This window comes from Vibrio tritonius, from assembly GCF_001547935.1.
Taxonomy (GTDB): Bacteria; Pseudomonadota; Gammaproteobacteria; order Enterobacterales; family Vibrionaceae; genus Vibrio; species Vibrio tritonius.
On the sequence record NZ_AP014635.1, the window covers coordinates 1200740 to 1219149 of the forward strand.

The window sequence follows — 18410 nt, forward strand, 5'->3', positions numbered from 1 at the left end:
TGGACCTTGTCTATGCCCGTTCTGGAGCTTGGAAGTTCATCACATTAAGGGGAGTGTGTGTTCAAGGAACGTATTTACTGGAAATTTATCACCAGCTTTTTTCTATTTGCTGTTTGCATTCTTTCTGTTTCTCTATATTTGCTTAGCCGACATGCAGAGTCATTTATTCAGAATTCAATAGATGAAAGTACGCAGTTCCAACAAAATCGAGTGGACATGGTGGCTCGTTATTTTATGGAAGCGGGCACCATGCCAGTACAGAGTGTTGCTGGAAGTATTGAGTTGCATCGTTATTTCATGCATCACAATAATGATGATTTGTTAACGGTCAGTCATTGGATGGCAACGTCGGTTTCTTCATCAACCAGTCAATATCGCGCTGAACTTTACGATCCAAAAGGTAATGTCTTAGTTGCTTACTATACCAACCGATTTAATCATGTTCGCCAAGATACACTTTCGGTTGGCCATTCACGTTTCGAACCAAATTCTTTGCACTGGGCAAAAGGACAGCGTGAGTATTACTCTCCAGTTACTCCGTCACAGGACTACTCGTTTCCGGATCACCCCAACAATCATGTCATGTTAGTGCTTTCTCCTGTAAAAAAGGCTGGATTTGGCGAAGTGATAGGGTATGTCGGGTTGTTTCTTGATATGGACATGTTGCTGCGAGTTATGACAACCAATAATGCGTTAGATCTTTTTGTGGTTGATAAGCAGGGTTTTTTGATTGCTTCATCTACGGGTGATAATCAACATAACTCAAAATCACTACGCTTTACTACTGCGGTTGGTTTGCCTGCATCTATCTCAAATAAACAACTACATGATATAGGATGGGCGAGTCATTCAGTTGCGGCAATTAACAACAACCAAGGAATCACGCTTTATAGTCGTGCTGCTCAGTCTTTTCTCGACGAGCGTAACGAAGAAATCCACGATTACATCATTGATATTTCTTTGGTCGTCTTGCTCTTTTCTGCGGTGTTTGGATCGTTATTGGCTATCAGTCCATCCCGCATGGTGTCGAGTTTAAAACGAGTATCAAAAGAGCGGAATCAATATTTAAAGATTATGGACCAGTATGTCCCGGTGATAGAAACCGATCTATTGGGTGTGGTTACTAATTGTAATACGGCGTTTTCTATTTTGAGCGAATACCCGCGTGAAGACTTAATTGGTCAGCGAGCAAGTATTTTGAGTTTTGGGCAGAACACTCACCAAAGTTCAGATATGTGGGATACCTTGAGTCGGCGCCTGTCGTGGCAGGGAGAGTTTCATAACGTTACTCGAAGTGGCCGTGAATTCTGGCTATTTAGCACCGTCATTCCTATTTATAAAAACGGTAAGTTAACAGGATATATGTCGGTTTCAACCGATAAAACCGAGAAAAAGCGTCTCGAACTGCTCGCAGAAATGGACTCTCTAACCGAAATTTATAATCGTGCCAAATTAGATAAATGTTTAGCTCAAGAGCAGGCTCGCTCGCGGCGCTATGGTACATTTTTTTCCGTTATCATGCTGGATGTCGACTTTTTTAAGCGTGTGAATGACACCTATGGGCATTTAACGGGGGATAAGGTATTACATCAATTGGCGATTATGCTTAACAACAGCACGAGAGTGGTTGATGAAGTCGGGCGTTGGGGTGGCGAGGAGTTTATGATCGTATGCCCTGAAACTACACTGCAAGATGCTGAAATTTTAGCGGAGAAAGTGCGAGCATCGGTTGAAAGCTTTACCTTCCCCGAAGTAGGAAGAATTACCGTAAGCCTTGGAGTGGCAATGTATGAAGCGCCTCTTGAGTTAGAGAGAACCATCGCTGAAGCGGACTTCTATCTTTATGAAGCTAAAAAGCTTGGGCGCAATCGTGTCGCTAGCCGGTTATCAAAAATAACTTCACTTAAAACTGTAGGAAACGTAATACAAAAGTAAGACTATTTTCCTATAAAAATGGCAGTGGTAATCACTGCCTCATTTCTTATTACATGTTAACGCATTTGCAGTCGACCACCACGAGCGTTAGAGGGCATCGGAAATGCCTCTTCTAAGAGCTGAAGGTCTTGGTGAGAAAGGGTCAAATTGGCTGCATCTAAATTCGCTTTCACTCTTTCTTCATGAGTTGATTTCGGAATAGCAATCACGCCTTGTTGAGCCAGTAACCAAGCTAATGCTATTTGAGCCGTTGTGGCATTATGGCGTTCAGCTAGCTGGCTTAGTACCGGATGTTGTAGCAAGTGGCCTTGGTCGAGTGGGCAATAGGCCATCAACGAAATGTGTTTACTCTCCATAAAAGGCTTCAGTGCATAATCTGCTTCGCGACGTTTCAGGTTATAAAGAACTTGGTTGGTTGCTGTCATTCCAAGGTGGTCTTCATCACACCACTCTTGCATGTCGTCAAGGTCAAGGTTGCTGACACCATAATCGATGATTTTGCCCTGTTCTCGCAGTTGATAGAGCGCTTCTAAGGTTTCGGTAAAAGGCACCGAGCCGCGCCAGTGCAACAGATACAAATCCAAGTGATCGGTGTTTAAGCGGCGTAGTGAGCGTTCACAAGCTGCAATCACCTGTTTGCGACCGGCATGATGAGGATAGAACTTGCTGACCAGATAAATGTTGTCACGATAACCACGCATGGCTTCACCGGTAATCAGTTCGGCTTCGCCTTCACCATACATTTCCGCAGTATCAATAAGCTTGGCGCCGTACTCAATGCCAAAACGTAATGCGGCGACTTCTTGCTGGCGTTGGGATTTGTTTTCACCCATATACCAAGTGCCTAGCCCTAAGCTTGGAATCCGTTTTTGTGAGGGGAGTTGAATGTCTGCCATGGGATCTCCTGTGTCGTAACGTTCGATATCTACGTCCGCGATGTGCGTAACCGTGTCAATAAGACGCGATGGTCCTATTGTATCGGTTACTGTTTCTATTTTGCTATGGGGCTTGCAACAATTCGTACTTCTTTCAACCTAGGCATTTTTGTGCTGATGAACAAATAGCCCTAGTAAACAAATAGCGCTGGTTCACGTTTGGTGCAGATTGACAAATAGGTGACTAACCAGACTTTGCACATGTCTCTTGCGTTTTAGGGGAGCGACTCAATAAAAAAAGCACCGCTGTGTGCGGTGCCTTTCTTGTTGAACCAACGGTAGTCTTTATTGAGATTAACCGAAATGACCACCTACGTAATCGGCTGTCATGGTTTGATCTGGTGAGTTAAAGATCTTCTCTGTAGGAGCAAACTCAATCAACTTACCAAGATGCATAAACGCAGTGTAGTCTGAGATACGTTTTGCTTGTTGCATGTTGTGCGTCACGATAACAATGGTGAAGTCACGACGTAGCTTAGTAATCAGCTCTTCAATACCTTGCGTGGCAATCGGGTCAAGAGCGGAAGTGGGTTCATCCATCAGTAATACTTCTGGTTTCAGTGCGATAGCACGCGCGATACACAGACGTTGTTGCTGACCGCCAGAAAGACCCGCCGCATCAGTGTGCAACTTGTCTTTTACCTCTTTCCACAAACGACCTTGCTCTAACGCTTGTTGCACGCGTTCGTCCATTTCTTTCTTCGATAAGCTCTCTTTTAGACGCAAACCAAAGGCGATGTTTTCATAGATGCTCATCGGAAATGGGGTCGGTTTTTGGAAAATCATACCGACTTCGCCGCGTAGCTGGTTAAGGTCGTAGTTACCATCAAGAATGTTAGTGTCATCTAACATGATGGTGCCCTTAGCAGACTGTTTCGGGTAGAGCTTATAAATACGGTTTAGTGTGCGAAGCAAGGTCGATTTACCACAACCAGACGGACCAATAATAGCGGTAACGCGGTTTTTATAAATCGGCATATTGATGTCGAACAAGGCTTGTTTGCCTTCACCGTAGAAGAAGTTCAGACCTTCAACACTCATACGTTTTTCTGATGCAACAGTGCTGTTTGTTTCTGCTGCATTTTCACGAATTGCTTGAGGTTCAATAAACGAGGTCATCATAGTTACCGCCTGTTAATTAATGCTGGGATGGAACGTGAAAGAATGTTGAGCGCTAGGATTGTCGTTGTAATGATCAGTGCACCTGTCCACGCCAAGTTATTCCACGTTTCATATGGGCTCATCGCCAAGTTGTAAATCGTTACTGGTAGGTTTGCCATTGGGCCAGCCATATCCAGAGACATAAATGAGTTACTTAATGAGGTAAACAGCAAAGGTGCTGTTTCACCCGAGATACGCGCAAAAGAGAGCAGAATACCGGTCACGATACCTGCGCCCACGCTGCGATAGCTCAGTGCTGTGGTCACTTTCCACATCGGAGCACCGATACCTGCGCCAGCTTCGCGTAAGCTAGGTGGCACCAATTTCAGCATCTCTTCTGTGGTTGAAATGATCATTGGCAAAGCAATGATCGCGAGTGCAATTGCACCTGCCCAACCAGAGAAGTGATGAAATGGCGCTACAAACAATAAGTAAACAAACAGACCAATCAGAATCGATGGTGATGACATCAACATGCCGTTCATAAAACGAATGGTGTCAGCAACTTTAGATTCTTTACCGAATTCCGCTAACCATGTACCGGCAAGAACACCGATTGGTATCGCGATAAGGATGCCAAGCACGCTGATCATCAAAGAGCCAACAATCGCATTCGCTAGGCCACCATCGGTATCGCCTGGAGCAGGCAGGGACTTAGTGAAGACGTCTAGGTTAAGTGCGGCGGTGCCTTTACTGATCAAGCTGTACATGATGGCAGCAAGAATAAATAGGCCGATTGTGGTTGCGGCAAAACATGCAGCTTTGAATAGCCAGTTTTTGAATTTACGTGCTTTCATTATGCCACCTTACTTTTGCGTAATTGCAAACGGGCATAGCCCATCACAAGGAATGTCACGATAAACAGCACAAGGCCTAGTGCCATTAGCGATGCCATTTTGATGCCATCTGCTTCGTTGAACTGGTTTGCAATGGTCGCGGAGATCGACGTTGCTGGCATAAACAGTGACGAGTTGATGTCTTGCGAGTTACCAATGACAAACGTCACTGCCATGGTTTCGCCAAGCGCACGACCAAGGGCCAGAATAAACGCACCAAAAACCGAGCTTTTGATAGATGGCAATAGAATGTGGCTAATCACTTCGTAGGTGTTTGCGCCTATGCCGTATGACGATTCACGCAGTACATTAGGTACTGTGCTCAATGCATCTTTAATTAGCGATGTCATGATTGGCAGAATCATGAACGAAAGAATAATACCTGCTGTTAATAAGCCTTGTCCGAGTGGTGCACCGCTAAACAGCGGGCCAATCACAGGAATAACACTCATGTGCTCAATCATCCACATTTGTGGACCTTCAGCAAACCAAGGTGCAAATACAAATAGGCCCCACATACCGTAGATGATACTTGGAACAGCAGAGAGCAACTCAATCGCTAAACCAACCGGATAAGAGATCCATTTTGGAAGTAGCTCAGAGAGTGTAATCGCAATCGCAATACCAATCGGTGTTGCAATAATGACTGCGATGATCGAAGAAACTAAAGTGCCATAAAGGGCGTTACCCGCGCCGAAGACAAAATTAATAGGATCCCATTCTGTACTGAAGATAAAACTAAGACCGAATTCCTGTACTGCTGGCATTGCTCCGCCTACTAACGTAGCGAAGATAGCGGCCATCATTACAGTGATCAGCAAGGCGGTACTGAAACTACCTTGTTTAAAACAACGATCATAAATAGCGTGAGAAGCATTCACAGATTCATACCGTTTAAAATAAAAAGGAAATACGACCTCTGATGTCATCACCAGAGGCCATTTAAAAATTTACTACTTTAGACTCTGGCGATTAGTAAACTGCTTTACCGTTCGCTTTGATGTCTTTTGACCACATGTCATTAACCATGCTTACTACTGATTTAGGCATTGGTACATAACCTAGGCCAGTCGCTAGTTCACCGTGTTTGTAACCCCATTCGAAGAACTTCAACACTTCTTTCGCGTTGTCAGCATTCGCTTGGTCTTTGTACATCAAGATGAAAGTAGCAGCCGTCATTGGCCATGATTTAGCGCCTGGTTGGTTGTTTAGGTCAACAGCAAAACCAGGTGCTGAGTTCCAATCTGCGTTTGCTGCAGCGGCTTGGAATGTTTCTAGGCTTGGCTCAACAAATTTACCTGCACTGTTTTTCATTGCAGTGTACACAAGTTTGTTTTGTTCAGCGTATGCGTATTCAACGTAGCCGATTGCACCAGGAGTACGTTTTACAAGGTTTGCAACGCCAGCGTTACCTTTACCACCTAGGTTAGTTGCCGCTTTTGGCCATACAACTTCTTTACCTTGACCTACTTTTTCTTTCCAGTCGGTGCTTACTTTTGCTAGGTAACCTGTGTAGTTGAATGACGTGCCTGAAGCATCAGAACGGTGAACAGTCACAATCGCTTGGTGAGGAAGAGTTAAAGATGCGTTGTCGACTTTAACTGCTTTATCGTCCCAGTATTTAACTTTGCCTAGGTAGATATCTGCTAGCAACTCGCCAGAGATTTTAAGCTCGCCTGCTTTAATTCCTTTTACGTTCACAACTGGAACGATAGAGCCCATAACGGCAGGGAATTGTACCAAGCCGATTTTCTTCAGTTGCGTTTCGCTTAGCGGAGCATCAGAAGCACCAAAATCAACAGTTTTTGCAGAGATTTGTTTGATACCACCGCCAGAACCGATTGCTTGATAGTTCAGTTTCACACCAGTTGCTGATTGGTATTCTTTCGCCCATTTCATGTAAACAGGGTATGGGAATGTTGCGCCTGCACCGTTGATAGTTGTATCTGCAAATGCACCTGCAGATAACATGGTTAGTGAAGCAGCTAATACCGCAAGTTTTTTCATTTTTTGAATCCCTAAAAGATGACTTGTTGGTTCGGGAATGGATGTTAGGGCCATATTTTTAAGAGATAAAGTTTCATTTTTAAAAATAACTTTCCGTATATGAGGGGCTAAAAAAGTCATTTTGAAATATTACTGACACAATTCTGAGGTAATACGAAAGTGGTATTGATAGGTAAAATCTTGCAAAGTTATGCGATTAATAGATAGGTGGCTATTCGTGTAATCTTTCTGTCACATTGGTGACATTTAAAGTTCTTATTTAAATTGGGGATAAAAACACCAAGTGCCGAGGGTATATAGTCATCGGTGATTAACCGCTTATTTTATATGCTTAGGAGCTATATTAGTCGTTTGTAGTCGCTTGAGCAGGGCACAAGTTTTGACAGTGAACCGATAGCAATGATGAATAGTCAAGATGACCTTATCGGTTTTGTCAATAAAGAATAAGGTGAGTTTAGATATGGGTTCCGCTACAAGCGTCAATGGCGTGCTTGTAGCGGAAATATTACGAAGAGTGGTGGTTAGTGAATGTCGTATGTCACGACAATATTAAATTCTCGCTGCCGCCAGTCGACGTTCCCCGGCGCGGCTGGAAATGGACTGGCTTTGGCCAGCATTTTCACCGCCGCCTTATTGAATGCGCGAATGCGTGATGCGTTAGCAATTTCCGCTTTAAGTATCTTGCCTTGCCTGTCTAACGTAAACACTAAGGTGACTTCTCCCCGCACACGACTGGAACTTAACAGGTTTGGTGCCATTTTTTTCGCTAAAAGATGTTGGCGTACTAAATAGTCATATTGTTCATTGGCACTTGCCGCCGTTTGATTCGCTACGCCAGTCTCCGTTTTTTGTTGAGTATTTTGGGTTGAACCATTGACACCTTGTTCCCCAGCATTGCTATCAATCGACTGAGCTTGAGCAATAGTCGCTTTACTGACTTTTTGCGGTTGCTCTTTCTTTTCTCGCTTCGGTTCTGGTTCCTTTTTTGCCACTTTTTTAGGTGGTGTGTCCTTAGGCTCAACAACCTTAGGTTTCGGCGCCGCTTTAGCGATTGCCTTGGGTGGTTCGATTGGTGGTGTCTTTTTAACTGGCTCTGGCTTCTCTTCTGGTTCGGTACGAGCTTGAATCTCTTTCGCTTGGTTTTGTGCCTGTTTTGCCTTACTTGTTGCCGCCCCAGCCAAAGCTGCTTGCAGACCAACGGATATAGCCTGTTTATCGTTACTTTTCACTGGCGCTGGTGGTAACTGTTTTAACTGCCAAAAGACCACCGCCACCAGCACAATATGCACAGCGACAGATACCACCAGACTCAGGGAAAAGCGAGATTGAGTCGGGATGTTCATTTAATGCCCCGTTTCTTTCAGCGCCAGTTGAGTAACATCCAGAGGTACCGATTGTAACAAGGTAAATAGTTGCACCATGCGCTCCATTGGTACTTGCTTGTCACTATTGACGATGACCTGTAGATCGGGATGGGCGAGTTTGCGCTGTTTTAATGTGGTTACGAGCGTTTCGCTGTTCATCGGCTGATCATCGACATACCAGTTGTCATCTTGATTGATGATCGACAAGGTTAAGCTCTCTTTTTTTACTGTCACTGTCTGTGAGTTGGCCTCGGTCGTTGGTAAAGTGACTTCCATAGTCGACAAAGGCGTATTGATCATCAGCATCATAAACGCGATCAGCGTGAAGATAACGTCGATCATCGCCGTCAACGGTTCAGATGCTCCTTGTTCTTCTTCTAAGGCACTATTGTTAATCATGTTTAGCCTCTGCAACTAAGTGAGTTAAGCAGCAGCGGTTAAGAAGGTCAGTCACATCGCTTAAGTGGTAACGAATACGGGACTGAAACAGTGCATGGCACATAACACATAGGACAGCGATAATCATCCCAGCGGCGGTGGTCGATAGGGCTTGCCATAGACCGTCTGCGACTAACGCAGGTTCAACAGGGCCATTACTTAAACCGATATTGTGAAAGGAACGCATTAGGCCGACGATAGTACCGAGTAATCCCAGCATTGGCGCTAAAGTGGCGATGGTGGTTAGGGCAGATAAACGACGACGCAAGGTTTTGGTGTAACGCGCTAACCAAAGACCTAGCGCTTCTTCGCGCAGTTCTTTGTCCAAAGAAGTTGTGTTGGCGAATTCGCTCATTGCGGCTTGGTAGCCAGCACCCGAAGAAGCGATAGCGTTGCTTACTTCATTCCAGCTTCCTTGGTTAAGCAAGGTACTAATGTCTTGTTGCTGCTTGTGGGTTAACACCTTGCAGCGCAATGCAGCAAGGCTGCGATCGAGAATCAGCGCTATTGCAATTAAGGAACACAATAGTAGTGGAATAGCGGTGGCTATAGACCAGATATCTTGATTTAAAATGACATTGCTCATCGATTGTTGCCTCTATTATTTAAGGTCATTTAGGTATATTTTTAATTGGTCGTGTTTTCTAGCGGTAGGTCAATTTGAGTTTGGCTTACCGGTTGCGGAAAAATCTTATTTGCCCATTGAGTGAGTGAAGCTGCGCTGATATTGCTATCTAGCGTCAGCATGTTCGTCAGATACTCAGGAGACTGATAGCGTTCAAAACTCAACTGCAGGCGACGCAGCCATGTATTTGGGCTTTGCAAACGGACTTGTTCGGCAAAGGCGATATCGTTTTTGATTAGTTCAATATTCTCTCGGGCAATTTGCTTATCAAGATGGTTAAGTACCTTTTTGGCTTCGGCTAAAAGTTCATCGACACGCAGCGGATCAGAAGTGAAGCTCAGTGTGGATTCCACCTGGTTGTCTTTATTCAAGTTCATCTCAAAATTCATGCGGTAAACCCCACCTAGCTGGTGACGTAGGCGATTTTTTAGCGCACGTTGTGCAATAGGGTTAAGCGCAGATATCTCGAAACTTGCTTCCGGTGACCAAGTCATCGGTGTTTGTGATTTGACGGTTACCGTGGCTTTGTTGTCGTGGTAAATGTGCTTCACCGTTTTGGTGGAACTATCGTGCTTAAGGTGTGTGTCCTGCTTAGCCGCGTCATTTATAACGCGACTGTCCCGCTTAATGCCAGCAAGATAGGGCAGTACATTCTCTTCAATGGTTTGGTTTGATAGTTTACCCACGATATAGAGGTCAATTGGTTGACGAGAAAACACGCTAACGGTCTGCTCCAATTGTGATTGGCTAAACTGTTCAATTTGTGCCTGAGCGGTTTTATCGGTTAGTTGTGCAGCCAGATCCTTTTTTAAATCTGAAATAGACAGATCGTGCCACTCTGGTGTTTGTTGCATCACAGCGTAACTTTGTAGCGCTTGCTTAAGGTGTGTGTCCTCTTTAGCGCTTATCATCAGGCCAAGGTCAAGCTGTTGTTGGTGGGGGGCCCATTGCCAATCAACGTTGTTGGCTTTGCGCCAGTCTTTAAAGTCAGTTTGAGTTGCAAAGGCGTAATCGGCTTGCTCCCAAAGTTGATATGCCGTTTGGTTTAACCAATCCGGTTGATTTAAGGTAGCAGCCGTTGATTGAGAAAGTAGACGAAGATAAATTTTGCCCTGTGCGCTTTGATCTAACCAAGTCACAGTATCGCCATTTTTTAAAGTCCAACGCGTTACATGATCACTTGACCACGTTTGTTTGCTGGCGATGTTTAGCTCCGATTGTTTAAGATCTGGCACAGTAGGTAATTGTTTCGCCTGTTTTGGCGCCGCCTTTTTTGTCACCACAGTTAACGCTGGCGCTTTTGCTAATTTCGTGTTGCTCAACGCTCGCTGTTGGTGACGAACTTGCTCTTTGCTTGGTAGCTCTGCGTTGCGATTTCCTGGAACTTGATAAAACAAAAACTGATCTTGGCTTGCAAGTAGCTCACGCATACGAGTGTTTAAGCTTTCAACTGTTTGTTCGGAAATGATTTTGCGTAGTAACGGTTCGTTATCTTCATAGCTGGTCAGTACGCCATTTTGCATCACCGCAGAGGTAATTTTATCTTCCCATTGGGTGTATGTACGATGAGCACTGGCAATGCGATTGTTATCCAGCTTGCGTAATAAAGAGTGTTTGAGTTTGGCTAACTCTTGTTCATCTACGCCATTTTGCATTAAACGTTGCCATTCGGTTAGAGCAATAGTTAATCCACGTTGATGATCAGACGTACGCACTTGGAACGCAATAATTCCACGTTCAGGGGTCGGCTCTTTTGAGGTCACCAAAATCGATTTGATGTTCGTTTCATTTTTATACAGTTCTTTTGCGCGTGACAGTTCTGCTTTCATTAACTTACGTAGCATGTTCTGTTGTAATCGCTGTTCGATGCCTGCATCGGTTGCTCGACTTAATAGGGGAAATCTTAGGCCAAATGTGGTGAATGATGAGGTGCCTTGTGGGTCTTGTACTTTACCAATATAAAGATCGTTAACTAGCGGAAAATTTACATAATCTCGCTTGGCTACCTGAGTTTCTTTACCTTGACCAAATGTCTTTTTAATCGCAGCTTTGACGTTTTCTGCAGTAATGTTGCCACTCACAATCAAGGTCATATTGGCCGGGACATAATAGGTATCATGAAATGCGCGAATATCGTTAGCGGTAGTTTTTTTTATGGTTTGGGCGAAACCAATCGTAGGTCCATTGGTATATTGAGAGTCGTGACGAATAATGGCTTTCTTTTGATCGTTGATGCGGCTTGCCACACCTTCACCAAGGCGTAACTCTTCTAAAATAACTTTTTTCTCAATGTTCCATTCATCTGGTTGAATACTTGGATGCAACGTCAAATTTGCTAATAGCGCAATCGATTGTTCCAAATTTAATACATCATTAGGGCGGGTTCGCACCATAAATTGCGTTTCAGTTTGGCGAGTTAATGCATTTATTTGCAGACCGGATTTCCAACCAATCTGATTTAAAAATTGATGGATACTCATGTCATAAATGTCATTATGACGAAACACCATATGTTCAACAATATGCGCAATCCCAGGAATAGTGTCGTCAATTGAACCTGCGTGAACAATCAGGCGTAAATTAAAGGGTTCGCTGCTGTTTTTACTCGGATAAATAATATAGTTGAAACCGTTAGGCAGTTCGCCGACGGTTAATTTTTCATCCCATTGTTGGGCTGAAAACACGGTAGCAGAGAAAAAGTAGCAGATGCTAATCAAGCATATCGATAGAGTGCGCATTATTTTAACCGATTAAAAAAAGAGTATTACAAAATGTAACTATGAATTGCTGATGAGAATTAATTTCATTATCATTGCTGTTTACTTCATGTGAATAATACAGAGTTCTTGCTCTGAAGAAAACAAAGAAATAATCACAAATTATGAAATTCACTCATTTTAGTTTGGCAGTGGTAGCCATAACTCCTTGTTCTAATATGGTTTATGCAGAACCAATTGATTTAGGAGAGTTAGAAATTGTTGAATCAACAGTGCAGGATGAGCCGGCAGTACAACAGCACAAAGCGGCCGACATTTATAAAAGTTATGACCCGATAGACTCTGGCAAGTCTGTCATTGGCAAAGAGATGATCAGTCAAAGTCAAGCGGGGGATAATGATACAACGCGACTTATTCAAGATTTGCCTAATGTGCAAATTGATATTGACCAAGAAGAAGTCAGTCTGCAACGAATTCAGTCGGTAAGACCATCGGATTTTTCTATTTCTGGTGGTGCTACGTTTGAAAACAATATCATGATTGATGGAATAGGCGTCAATTCAGTTCAAGATACATTGAGTAACTCCTTTTCTGATGATGACCAATTAGAGTTTAATGCGGGCGTGACTGCTCAATCCGTCTATGTTGACCCATCTTTACTTGAATCAGCGGAAGTAATGGACTCGAACGTTTCTGCAAAATATGGGCAGTTTTTAGGTGGGGCGGTGAACTATAAAATTCGCACCCCTTCCAAACAGTTTCATATGAATATGAGTGGTGGTTATCAAGCCGATGAAATGGTTCATTACAAACGTGATAACTCTGATATGGAAGAGGGGGAAGAGCCAAGTAGCAAACCTAACTTTTATAAATACAATGGTTCAATTAGTTTTGACTTGCCACTCACTGAAAATCTATTGACATTAGTTTCATACAGTCGCTCCGCTTCTAAAGTGACTTACACTAATGATGAAACCTATGGTGGCGATAATGTTCCTAATCGCGATATCTCAGAAAATTACCTTATTAAAGGGGTTTATACCTATAGTGATAATCTCTCCTTTATTGGTCAGTTAATCTATAGTCCTTATATTCATCAATATACGTCGAGTAATGTAATCAATAGTTTTCAGGAAACCAGCTCATCAGGTATGCAGGGATATATTGCTGCCGAGGGCTATCAAGGCTTAACTACATGGAATTCTAAGTTTTCTATCACCACAAATGATTCAAGCAGAGATGCTGCAGACACTAAGGTTCGCTATGTAGGTTCTTCGGTTGATTGGTGTTCTAAGTCTAACTGTTATGAAGGTTCATTGGGTGATTTAGACTTTTTGCAAAAGGATTATCGTTGGTCATTTGATATGACCACGCCACTATGGTCTGGGGATTTTCGTTGGGGGGCGGATCTAAGTTATACCCAAGCTGAGCGTAATCGTCCTAATGACGTATATTCATACACCACTAGTAAGAAATGGACAGGAACCTGTGAAGATGGGGATATTACATGTAACGGCGGGAGTATAGGGACCGGTTATACATACTATCCAGCCAATTTTGCCGAGGTCACCTATTCTAGCCAAGCACTTTGGTTAGAATATGAACGCCAGATTGCGAACGTGAATATTCGTGCTGGTTTGCGTGGTGAACACAATGAATTTCTCAATAATTACAACGTTGCACCAAGGCTAACTGTGAACTGGGAGTTTTTGACAGATACCTATCTCACTATAGGGGCGAACCGTTATTACGCGAATAATATGGTGAGTTATGCGCTACGTTCTCAAGATGCCAGCACCTATGCTTATAAACGTACTGTCAATTCATCCACCGGTGAGGTCAGTGACTGGGCACTCAAGAAAACGACATCTGCCTATTTGTTTGATACTGATACATTAAAGACACCTTATAGTGATGAATTGACTGCAGCGTTGACGTTCCCTACGCCGTTGCAAGGAAATTTGAGGCTTAAAACTGTATATCGTCAAAATCGTGACCGATTTTCTGTTTCTGATACCAATACTGGGACTGATTATTACCGTAACATGGAAAACGAAGGGAAGTCAGATTACTTGGCTTATACCTTGGAATGGAGTGGCGGGTTTGAGCATCATCGATTTAATGCTAATGTGACTTGGTCAGAAACGCATTATTTTGGTCAGAAAACATATACTGGTTACGAAGATACTTCTGATGAGGTTTATTACAAAGGCTCAGTGATGACAACGGATGAAATCAATGAGTTGAGTGACATTGACAACTACGCAGCCCCTATCAAAGCTTCTATCGGATGGAGTGCAGATTGGTTTAATCGCCGTTTGGTTACGAATACTAAAGTGAACTATCGCGGTAGTTATAGCTATATCGGAGATTCTCAAGAGAATATTGAAATCGATAGTTCAACCTACGATGTGTATGAAGATTTGAAAAAAGAGTCATTTCTTACCATGGATTTGAACTTGCTATACAAGCTAATTAATAGTGAAAAACAGCAGCTCAATCTAAAAGCCAGTGTTAAGAACGTATTTGATAGTTCTCCTAATGCGACCACATCGGAAGGTAAACGTTATCAGACTGGACGAACATTATGGTTAGGATTTAACTACGCTATGTGAGCAGAATTGATGACACACATATAGGAATAAATATAACCGCCCGACACCCCATCGGGCGGTTTTTATTTGGTTTGAACAAACTTACTGTAGGTACTGACTTGGTCGTTAATGTATTCAATACCGCAGTGAATACTCTCTTGCGCATTGCCGACAATTTGGTATTCGACAATAAACTCGCCGCTGACCACTTTAATAAAGAGAAAACCGTCGATGACTTTCCAAACGCCTTGCAGCGAACTGGCGCTAAATAGGTCAGATTCCGTTACCTTGCCATTGGGCAAGAGTCGCAAACACGACGAACCGCCCTCGATATTGACTTTGACCCAAGGATGCTGATGCACTTCAAAGTTAAGAATTTTGCGGCGTCCTTTGACCCAATTGGCTAACTCTTCATGCTGCGCAGGCGAAAGCTCTGGAAGGTCTTCCATTTCCAATAAAGTGTGGTGCTTTTCATACCAGAACAGTTGTAGATGGAGTAATTTCATTGTCAGTCATGGAGTTAAGGTGGATTGTAGGGTTAGTTAATGTGCGCCTTGCCATCGGTAAAGTCAATCTAGAACGGGATACCCTATCGAATGCTAATAGGTAAGAAAGCATGTGATGTCCTCGGGGGAAGACACCACACGTCCCAAAGGGAGTAAATCCACGGCATGAGAAGCATGCGGGATAGAGGAGATTCATCGTATTTATTATGGTTGAAAGGAGTACTTATGCTGCAAACAACCGTGGCAACTGCGCATTATCACACGCTTGGTTGAGCCTGCTTTTTGCCAACTTAATGTTCTCTTTCCAGTTTTTATCTTGGGCCCACATTTCAATCACCATGGGGACCACACAATCCGTCTCTTTGAGGGTTTGGAAAATCGCATCAAAATTCACCTCACCATCACCAATGACTAAGTCACGAAATTGCCCTTGATAACCGGGGCTCACTTTGTGTGTGTCCTTTAAATGGATTTGGGTAATATGCGCTTTACTCAGCGCCAGTTCGGTACACACATCGTAATTCCAACCAGAGATATTGCCCACATCCGGATAGGCGGTGAAGTAAGGGGAATTGATTGCCCGATTGAGAATTTCAAACTTACTCAATGAGTTGAGATAGTTCGTATCCATGATCTCAACCGCTAACATCACGCCAGCACGTTCTGCCATTTTCGCCGCTTGACGCATACCCTCAATAAAGCGCTCATGGGTCTCTTTATTCGCGGGCTCATAATAGACATCGTAGCCAGCGAGTTGAATGGTGCGAATGCCCAGTTTAAAGGCGAGGGTAATCGCTTTTTCCATGTGCAACACGGCTTGATGGCGAATTTCTGGGTCAGCAGAACCAAACGGATATTTGCGATGCGCACTTAAGCACAACGATTGCAAAGGTAACCCTACTTTTTCACACAGGTGGCGCAGTGAATAGATGGTTTCATCGTCCCAATCTAAACGGCTACGGCGCTCATCGGATTCATCTACCGAGATTTCCAGAAAATCAAAACCCAGCTGTTTGGTGGTGGTGAGTTTCTCTTCCCAACTCAGGTCGTTAGGAAGGGCTTTTTCATAAAGCCCGATCCGTTGACGTTGCAGAGGCTGATACATAGGCGCTCCTTATTCGTTCCAGTAGCGGTCGATTTGTGCACGTAGCGCCGCGGCGACTTCTGCGCCTTTGTCACCGGCGAGTGCGCGCCCAGCGATAAAGGTTTTGGCTTGAATGCCTTCAAATAAGTGAATGTCTTCAGGAACAATGCCACCAGTAATAGAGAGTTCGATGCCCATGTCAGACAGCTCGCGCATTTTGGCAATATCGGCATCGGTCCAACTCACACCAGCCAATTCAGCGTCGCGTGAGCGGTGATAAATGGCTTGTTTGATGCCTAAATCGACCCAAGCTTGCGCATCTTCCATGGTCCAACGACCGTAAATTTCGATCTGAATTTCGCCACCGAATTCATCGGCTACTTTTTTACACGCGGTGATGGTGGCAATGTGGGCTGCGGCGGAAACGGTAATCCAGTTTGCACCTGCTTCAAATGCCATACGGGCAAGGATGGCACCGCCATCGGTGGTCTTCATATCACACACCAAAATATGGTTAGGGTGATTGTGGCGCAGAGTGCGAACCGCGTTCATCCCTTCGGCGAAGGCCAAAATGGTGCCCACTTCAATCACGTCGACAAAGCCTTGCACGTTATGTGCAACATCAATAGCAGGAGCAAGAGAAGTTTGATCTAGGGCGATTTGAATAAGAGGTTTAGTCATGATGTTATCCTTGAATTTTTTCACGTATAAGGCGGGCAAGACCGTCTTGGTTATTATTGGTTGAGCAAACGAGGTTAGCGCCTTGTTTAACAAGGTCAGATGCGTTCGCCATCGCAACGCCAAGGCCGGCAAAACGAATCATGGAGAGATCGTTTTCGTTATCGCCGACTGCCATCACATGGTTGGCGTCGTAACCCAGTTCACTCACATATTCGGCAAGGCGTTTGCCTTTGCTGTTGCCTTGAGCAGAGAAATCGATGCGATTGGACCATGAACGCTCGCCATTGAAGGTCTTTTGAATCCACTCTTGCTGAGCAAAGCGTTCGACAGAATGGGGCTGTCCTTCAACGACAAATTTCCAGATATAGTCGGTTTGGCGAGCCAGTTCAGCAAAGGAGGCAATTCGTTCAATGCGCGGCTGTTGCTCTGGAGGAAATTGCTGTGCCCAATGTTCGAGCGCTTGCATGTAGGCGATGGGGTTACATTTGGAGTAAGTCATGGCGTTAGTGACGTACATGACTAACTTCATCTGGTATTGTTGCGCCAAGTCGATAAAGTCGAGCGCATCGTCTTTTGCAATCGCGTTGTGTTTCAGCACTTGTTGGTGAGCATAATCATACACATAGGTCCCATTGCAGCAGATGATTGGGGTAGTCAGCCCTAGTTCATCATAATAAGGCTTGGCTGCGGTATGATGGCGACCCGTAACAATCACCACATGACACACTTCTTGTGCGTCGTGGATGGCTTGCTTCACGGCAGGATGGATGGTTTGTTGGTCATTAAGAACCGTACCATCTAGATCAAGTGCTAATACTTTGTACATAGAGATTACCTTTGTCCGTAATAGGCATTAGCGCCATGTTTTCTTAAGTAGTGTTTGTCTGACAATTCACGCTGAATGTGTACACCGCTATTGATGGTACGAGTGGCAATTGCCATTGAAGCGACTTCTTCTAACACCACGGCGTTGTGTACTGCATCCATGCCATTTTTACCCCAAGAGAAAGGTCCATGGCCTGCGACAACCACGCTGGGTACAGCAAGAGGATCGAGATCGCGACGTTGAAACTCTTCAATGATCACTGCGCCTGTGTTCTTTTCGTACTGCTCGGCAATTTCTTGTTTTGACAGCAGTCGCGTACAAGGAATGTCGCCGTAGAAGTAGTCGGCGTGAGTGGTGCCGAGTGCTGGAATGTCACTTTCTGCTTGGGCCCAAACGGTCGCAAAATGAGAGTGGGTATGAACGATGCCACCTAATTGTGGAAACGCACGGTACAACTCTAAATGCGTCGGCGTATCACTAGAGGGATTGAGTGTGCCTTCAATAATGTTGCCATTAAGATCTAGTACTACGATGTCGTTGACCGTCATCACATCGTACTCAACGCCTGATGGTTTAATCGCAATCACACCGCGTTCGCGGTCAATTTCAGACACATTACCCCAAGTGAAAGTAACTAAGCCGTAATCGGGCAGTTTGAGGTTAGCTGCGAGCACGCGTTCTTTTAATGCTTTATACATGAT

16 protein-coding genes are annotated in these 18410 nt (G+C 44.2%); 2 read left to right on the forward strand and 14 right to left on the reverse strand.

What is annotated here, in order from left to right; all coding sequences use genetic code 11:
* The first annotated feature begins 57 nt into the window (after positions 1-57).
* On the forward strand, positions 58-1935 hold the full coding sequence (locus JCM16456_RS05450) for a sensor domain-containing diguanylate cyclase (protein WP_068713102.1): 1878 nt from the start codon (positions 58-60) through the stop codon (positions 1933-1935).
* A 56-nt stretch (positions 1936-1991) separates the two neighbouring features.
* Here the strand turns inward: JCM16456_RS05450 and JCM16456_RS05455 are convergent, their stop codons facing one another.
* From JCM16456_RS05455 to JCM16456_RS05495, 9 genes are all read right to left on the reverse strand, one after another.
* The gene (locus tag JCM16456_RS05455) at positions 1992-2831 is read right to left on the reverse strand and encodes an aldo/keto reductase (protein ID WP_068713104.1); all 840 of its coding nucleotides are present in this window, start codon (positions 2829-2831) and stop codon (positions 1992-1994) included.
* A gap of 333 nt (positions 2832-3164) precedes the next feature.
* The gene (gene pstB, locus JCM16456_RS05460) at positions 3165-3992 is read right to left on the reverse strand and encodes a phosphate ABC transporter ATP-binding protein PstB (RefSeq protein ID WP_082712222.1); all 828 of its coding nucleotides are present in this window, start codon (positions 3990-3992) and stop codon (positions 3165-3167) included.
* Between the two features lie 2 nt (positions 3993-3994).
* Positions 3995-4828, reverse strand: a complete 834-nt coding sequence (pstA, locus tag JCM16456_RS05465) for a phosphate ABC transporter permease PstA (protein ID WP_068713106.1) — start codon at positions 4826-4828, stop codon at positions 3995-3997.
* Complete coding sequence (gene pstC / locus JCM16456_RS05470) at positions 4828-5796, reverse strand: phosphate ABC transporter permease subunit PstC (RefSeq protein ID WP_082712223.1); 969 nt, start codon at positions 5794-5796, stop codon at positions 4828-4830. Before pstC ends, pstA begins: the two co-directional genes overlap by 1 nt.
* A gap of 43 nt (positions 5797-5839) precedes the next feature.
* Positions 5840-6874 carry a phosphate ABC transporter substrate-binding protein PstS gene (gene pstS, locus JCM16456_RS05475; protein WP_068713110.1) on the reverse strand — a complete coding sequence of 345 codons (1035 nt, stop codon included), beginning with the start codon at positions 6872-6874 and terminating at the stop codon, positions 5840-5842.
* A gap of 521 nt (positions 6875-7395) precedes the next feature.
* A complete protein-coding gene (locus JCM16456_RS05480; RefSeq protein ID WP_068713112.1) occupies positions 7396-8217 on the reverse strand; it encodes a TonB family protein in 822 nt (273 codons plus the stop codon).
* Positions 8218-8637 carry an ExbD/TolR family protein gene (locus tag JCM16456_RS05485; RefSeq protein WP_068713114.1) on the reverse strand — a complete coding sequence of 140 codons (420 nt, stop codon included), beginning with the start codon at positions 8635-8637 and terminating at the stop codon, positions 8218-8220.
* Positions 8630-9262, reverse strand: coding sequence for a MotA/TolQ/ExbB proton channel family protein (locus JCM16456_RS05490; RefSeq protein ID WP_068713116.1), 633 nt, complete (start codon positions 9260-9262; stop codon positions 8630-8632). Before JCM16456_RS05490 ends, JCM16456_RS05485 begins: the two co-directional genes overlap by 8 nt.
* A gap of 41 nt (positions 9263-9303) precedes the next feature.
* Complete coding sequence (locus JCM16456_RS05495) at positions 9304-12039, reverse strand: M16 family metallopeptidase (protein WP_068713117.1); 2736 nt, start codon at positions 12037-12039, stop codon at positions 9304-9306.
* A 143-nt stretch (positions 12040-12182) separates the two neighbouring features.
* Here JCM16456_RS05495 and JCM16456_RS05500 point away from each other — a divergent pair, with 143 nt between their 5' ends.
* On the forward strand, positions 12183-14633 hold the full coding sequence (locus JCM16456_RS05500; RefSeq protein ID WP_068713119.1) for a TonB-dependent receptor plug domain-containing protein: 2451 nt from the start codon (positions 12183-12185) through the stop codon (positions 14631-14633).
* A 62-nt stretch (positions 14634-14695) separates the two neighbouring features.
* On the opposite strand, the gene JCM16456_RS05505 is transcribed toward JCM16456_RS05500, so the two are convergent.
* From JCM16456_RS05505 to JCM16456_RS05525, 5 genes are all read right to left on the reverse strand, one after another.
* Positions 14696-15118, reverse strand: a complete 423-nt coding sequence (locus JCM16456_RS05505) for a hypothetical protein (RefSeq protein ID WP_068713121.1) — start codon at positions 15116-15118, stop codon at positions 14696-14698.
* Positions 15119-15341: 223 nt separating this feature from the next.
* Complete coding sequence (locus JCM16456_RS05510; protein ID WP_068713123.1) at positions 15342-16223, reverse strand: L-ribulose-5-phosphate 3-epimerase; 882 nt, start codon at positions 16221-16223, stop codon at positions 15342-15344.
* Between the two features lie 9 nt (positions 16224-16232).
* Positions 16233-16883, reverse strand: coding sequence for a 3-keto-L-gulonate-6-phosphate decarboxylase UlaD (locus JCM16456_RS05515; protein ID WP_068713125.1), 651 nt, complete (start codon positions 16881-16883; stop codon positions 16233-16235).
* A 4-nt stretch (positions 16884-16887) separates the two neighbouring features.
* A complete protein-coding gene (locus JCM16456_RS05520; RefSeq protein WP_068713127.1) occupies positions 16888-17709 on the reverse strand; it encodes a Cof-type HAD-IIB family hydrolase in 822 nt (273 codons plus the stop codon).
* A gap of 5 nt (positions 17710-17714) precedes the next feature.
* A complete protein-coding gene (locus tag JCM16456_RS05525) occupies positions 17715-18407 on the reverse strand; it encodes an L-ribulose-5-phosphate 4-epimerase (RefSeq protein ID WP_068713129.1) in 693 nt (230 codons plus the stop codon).
* Positions 18408-18410 lie beyond the last annotated feature (3 nt).

What these genes read in the sequence shown, in the direction of transcription:
- JCM16456_RS05455 (WP_068713104.1), bottom strand. Translation starts at nt 2,831, where the DNA reads ATGGCAGACATTCAACTCCCCTCACAAAAACGGATTCCAAGCTTAGGG.
- pstB (WP_082712222.1), bottom strand. Translation starts at nt 3,992, where the DNA reads ATGATGACCTCGTTTATTGAACCTCAAGCAATTCGTGAAAATGCAGCA.
- pstA (WP_068713106.1), bottom strand. Translation starts at nt 4,828, where the DNA reads ATGAAAGCACGTAAATTCAAAAACTGGCTATTCAAAGCTGCATGTTTT.
- pstC (WP_082712223.1), bottom strand. Translation starts at nt 5,796, where the DNA reads ATGACATCAGAGGTCGTATTTCCTTTTTATTTTAAACGGTATGAATCT.
- pstS (WP_068713110.1), bottom strand. Translation starts at nt 6,874, where the DNA reads ATGAAAAAACTTGCGGTATTAGCTGCTTCACTAACCATGTTATCTGCA.
- JCM16456_RS05480 (WP_068713112.1), bottom strand. Translation starts at nt 8,217, where the DNA reads ATGAACATCCCGACTCAATCTCGCTTTTCCCTGAGTCTGGTGGTATCT.
- JCM16456_RS05485 (WP_068713114.1), bottom strand. Translation starts at nt 8,637, where the DNA reads ATGATTAACAATAGTGCCTTAGAAGAAGAACAAGGAGCATCTGAACCG.
- JCM16456_RS05490 (WP_068713116.1), bottom strand. Translation starts at nt 9,262, where the DNA reads ATGAGCAATGTCATTTTAAATCAAGATATCTGGTCTATAGCCACCGCT.
- JCM16456_RS05495 (WP_068713117.1), bottom strand. Translation starts at nt 12,039, where the DNA reads ATGCGCACTCTATCGATATGCTTGATTAGCATCTGCTACTTTTTCTCT.
- JCM16456_RS05500 (WP_068713119.1), top strand. Translation starts at nt 12,183, where the DNA reads ATGAAATTCACTCATTTTAGTTTGGCAGTGGTAGCCATAACTCCTTGT.
- JCM16456_RS05505 (WP_068713121.1), bottom strand. Translation starts at nt 15,118, where the DNA reads ATGAAATTACTCCATCTACAACTGTTCTGGTATGAAAAGCACCACACT.
- JCM16456_RS05510 (WP_068713123.1), bottom strand. Translation starts at nt 16,223, where the DNA reads ATGTATCAGCCTCTGCAACGTCAACGGATCGGGCTTTATGAAAAAGCC.
- JCM16456_RS05515 (WP_068713125.1), bottom strand. Translation starts at nt 16,883, where the DNA reads ATGACTAAACCTCTTATTCAAATCGCCCTAGATCAAACTTCTCTTGCT.
- JCM16456_RS05520 (WP_068713127.1), bottom strand. Translation starts at nt 17,709, where the DNA reads ATGTACAAAGTATTAGCACTTGATCTAGATGGTACGGTTCTTAATGAC.
- JCM16456_RS05525 (WP_068713129.1), bottom strand. Translation starts at nt 18,407, where the DNA reads ATGTATAAAGCATTAAAAGAACGCGTGCTCGCAGCTAACCTCAAACTG.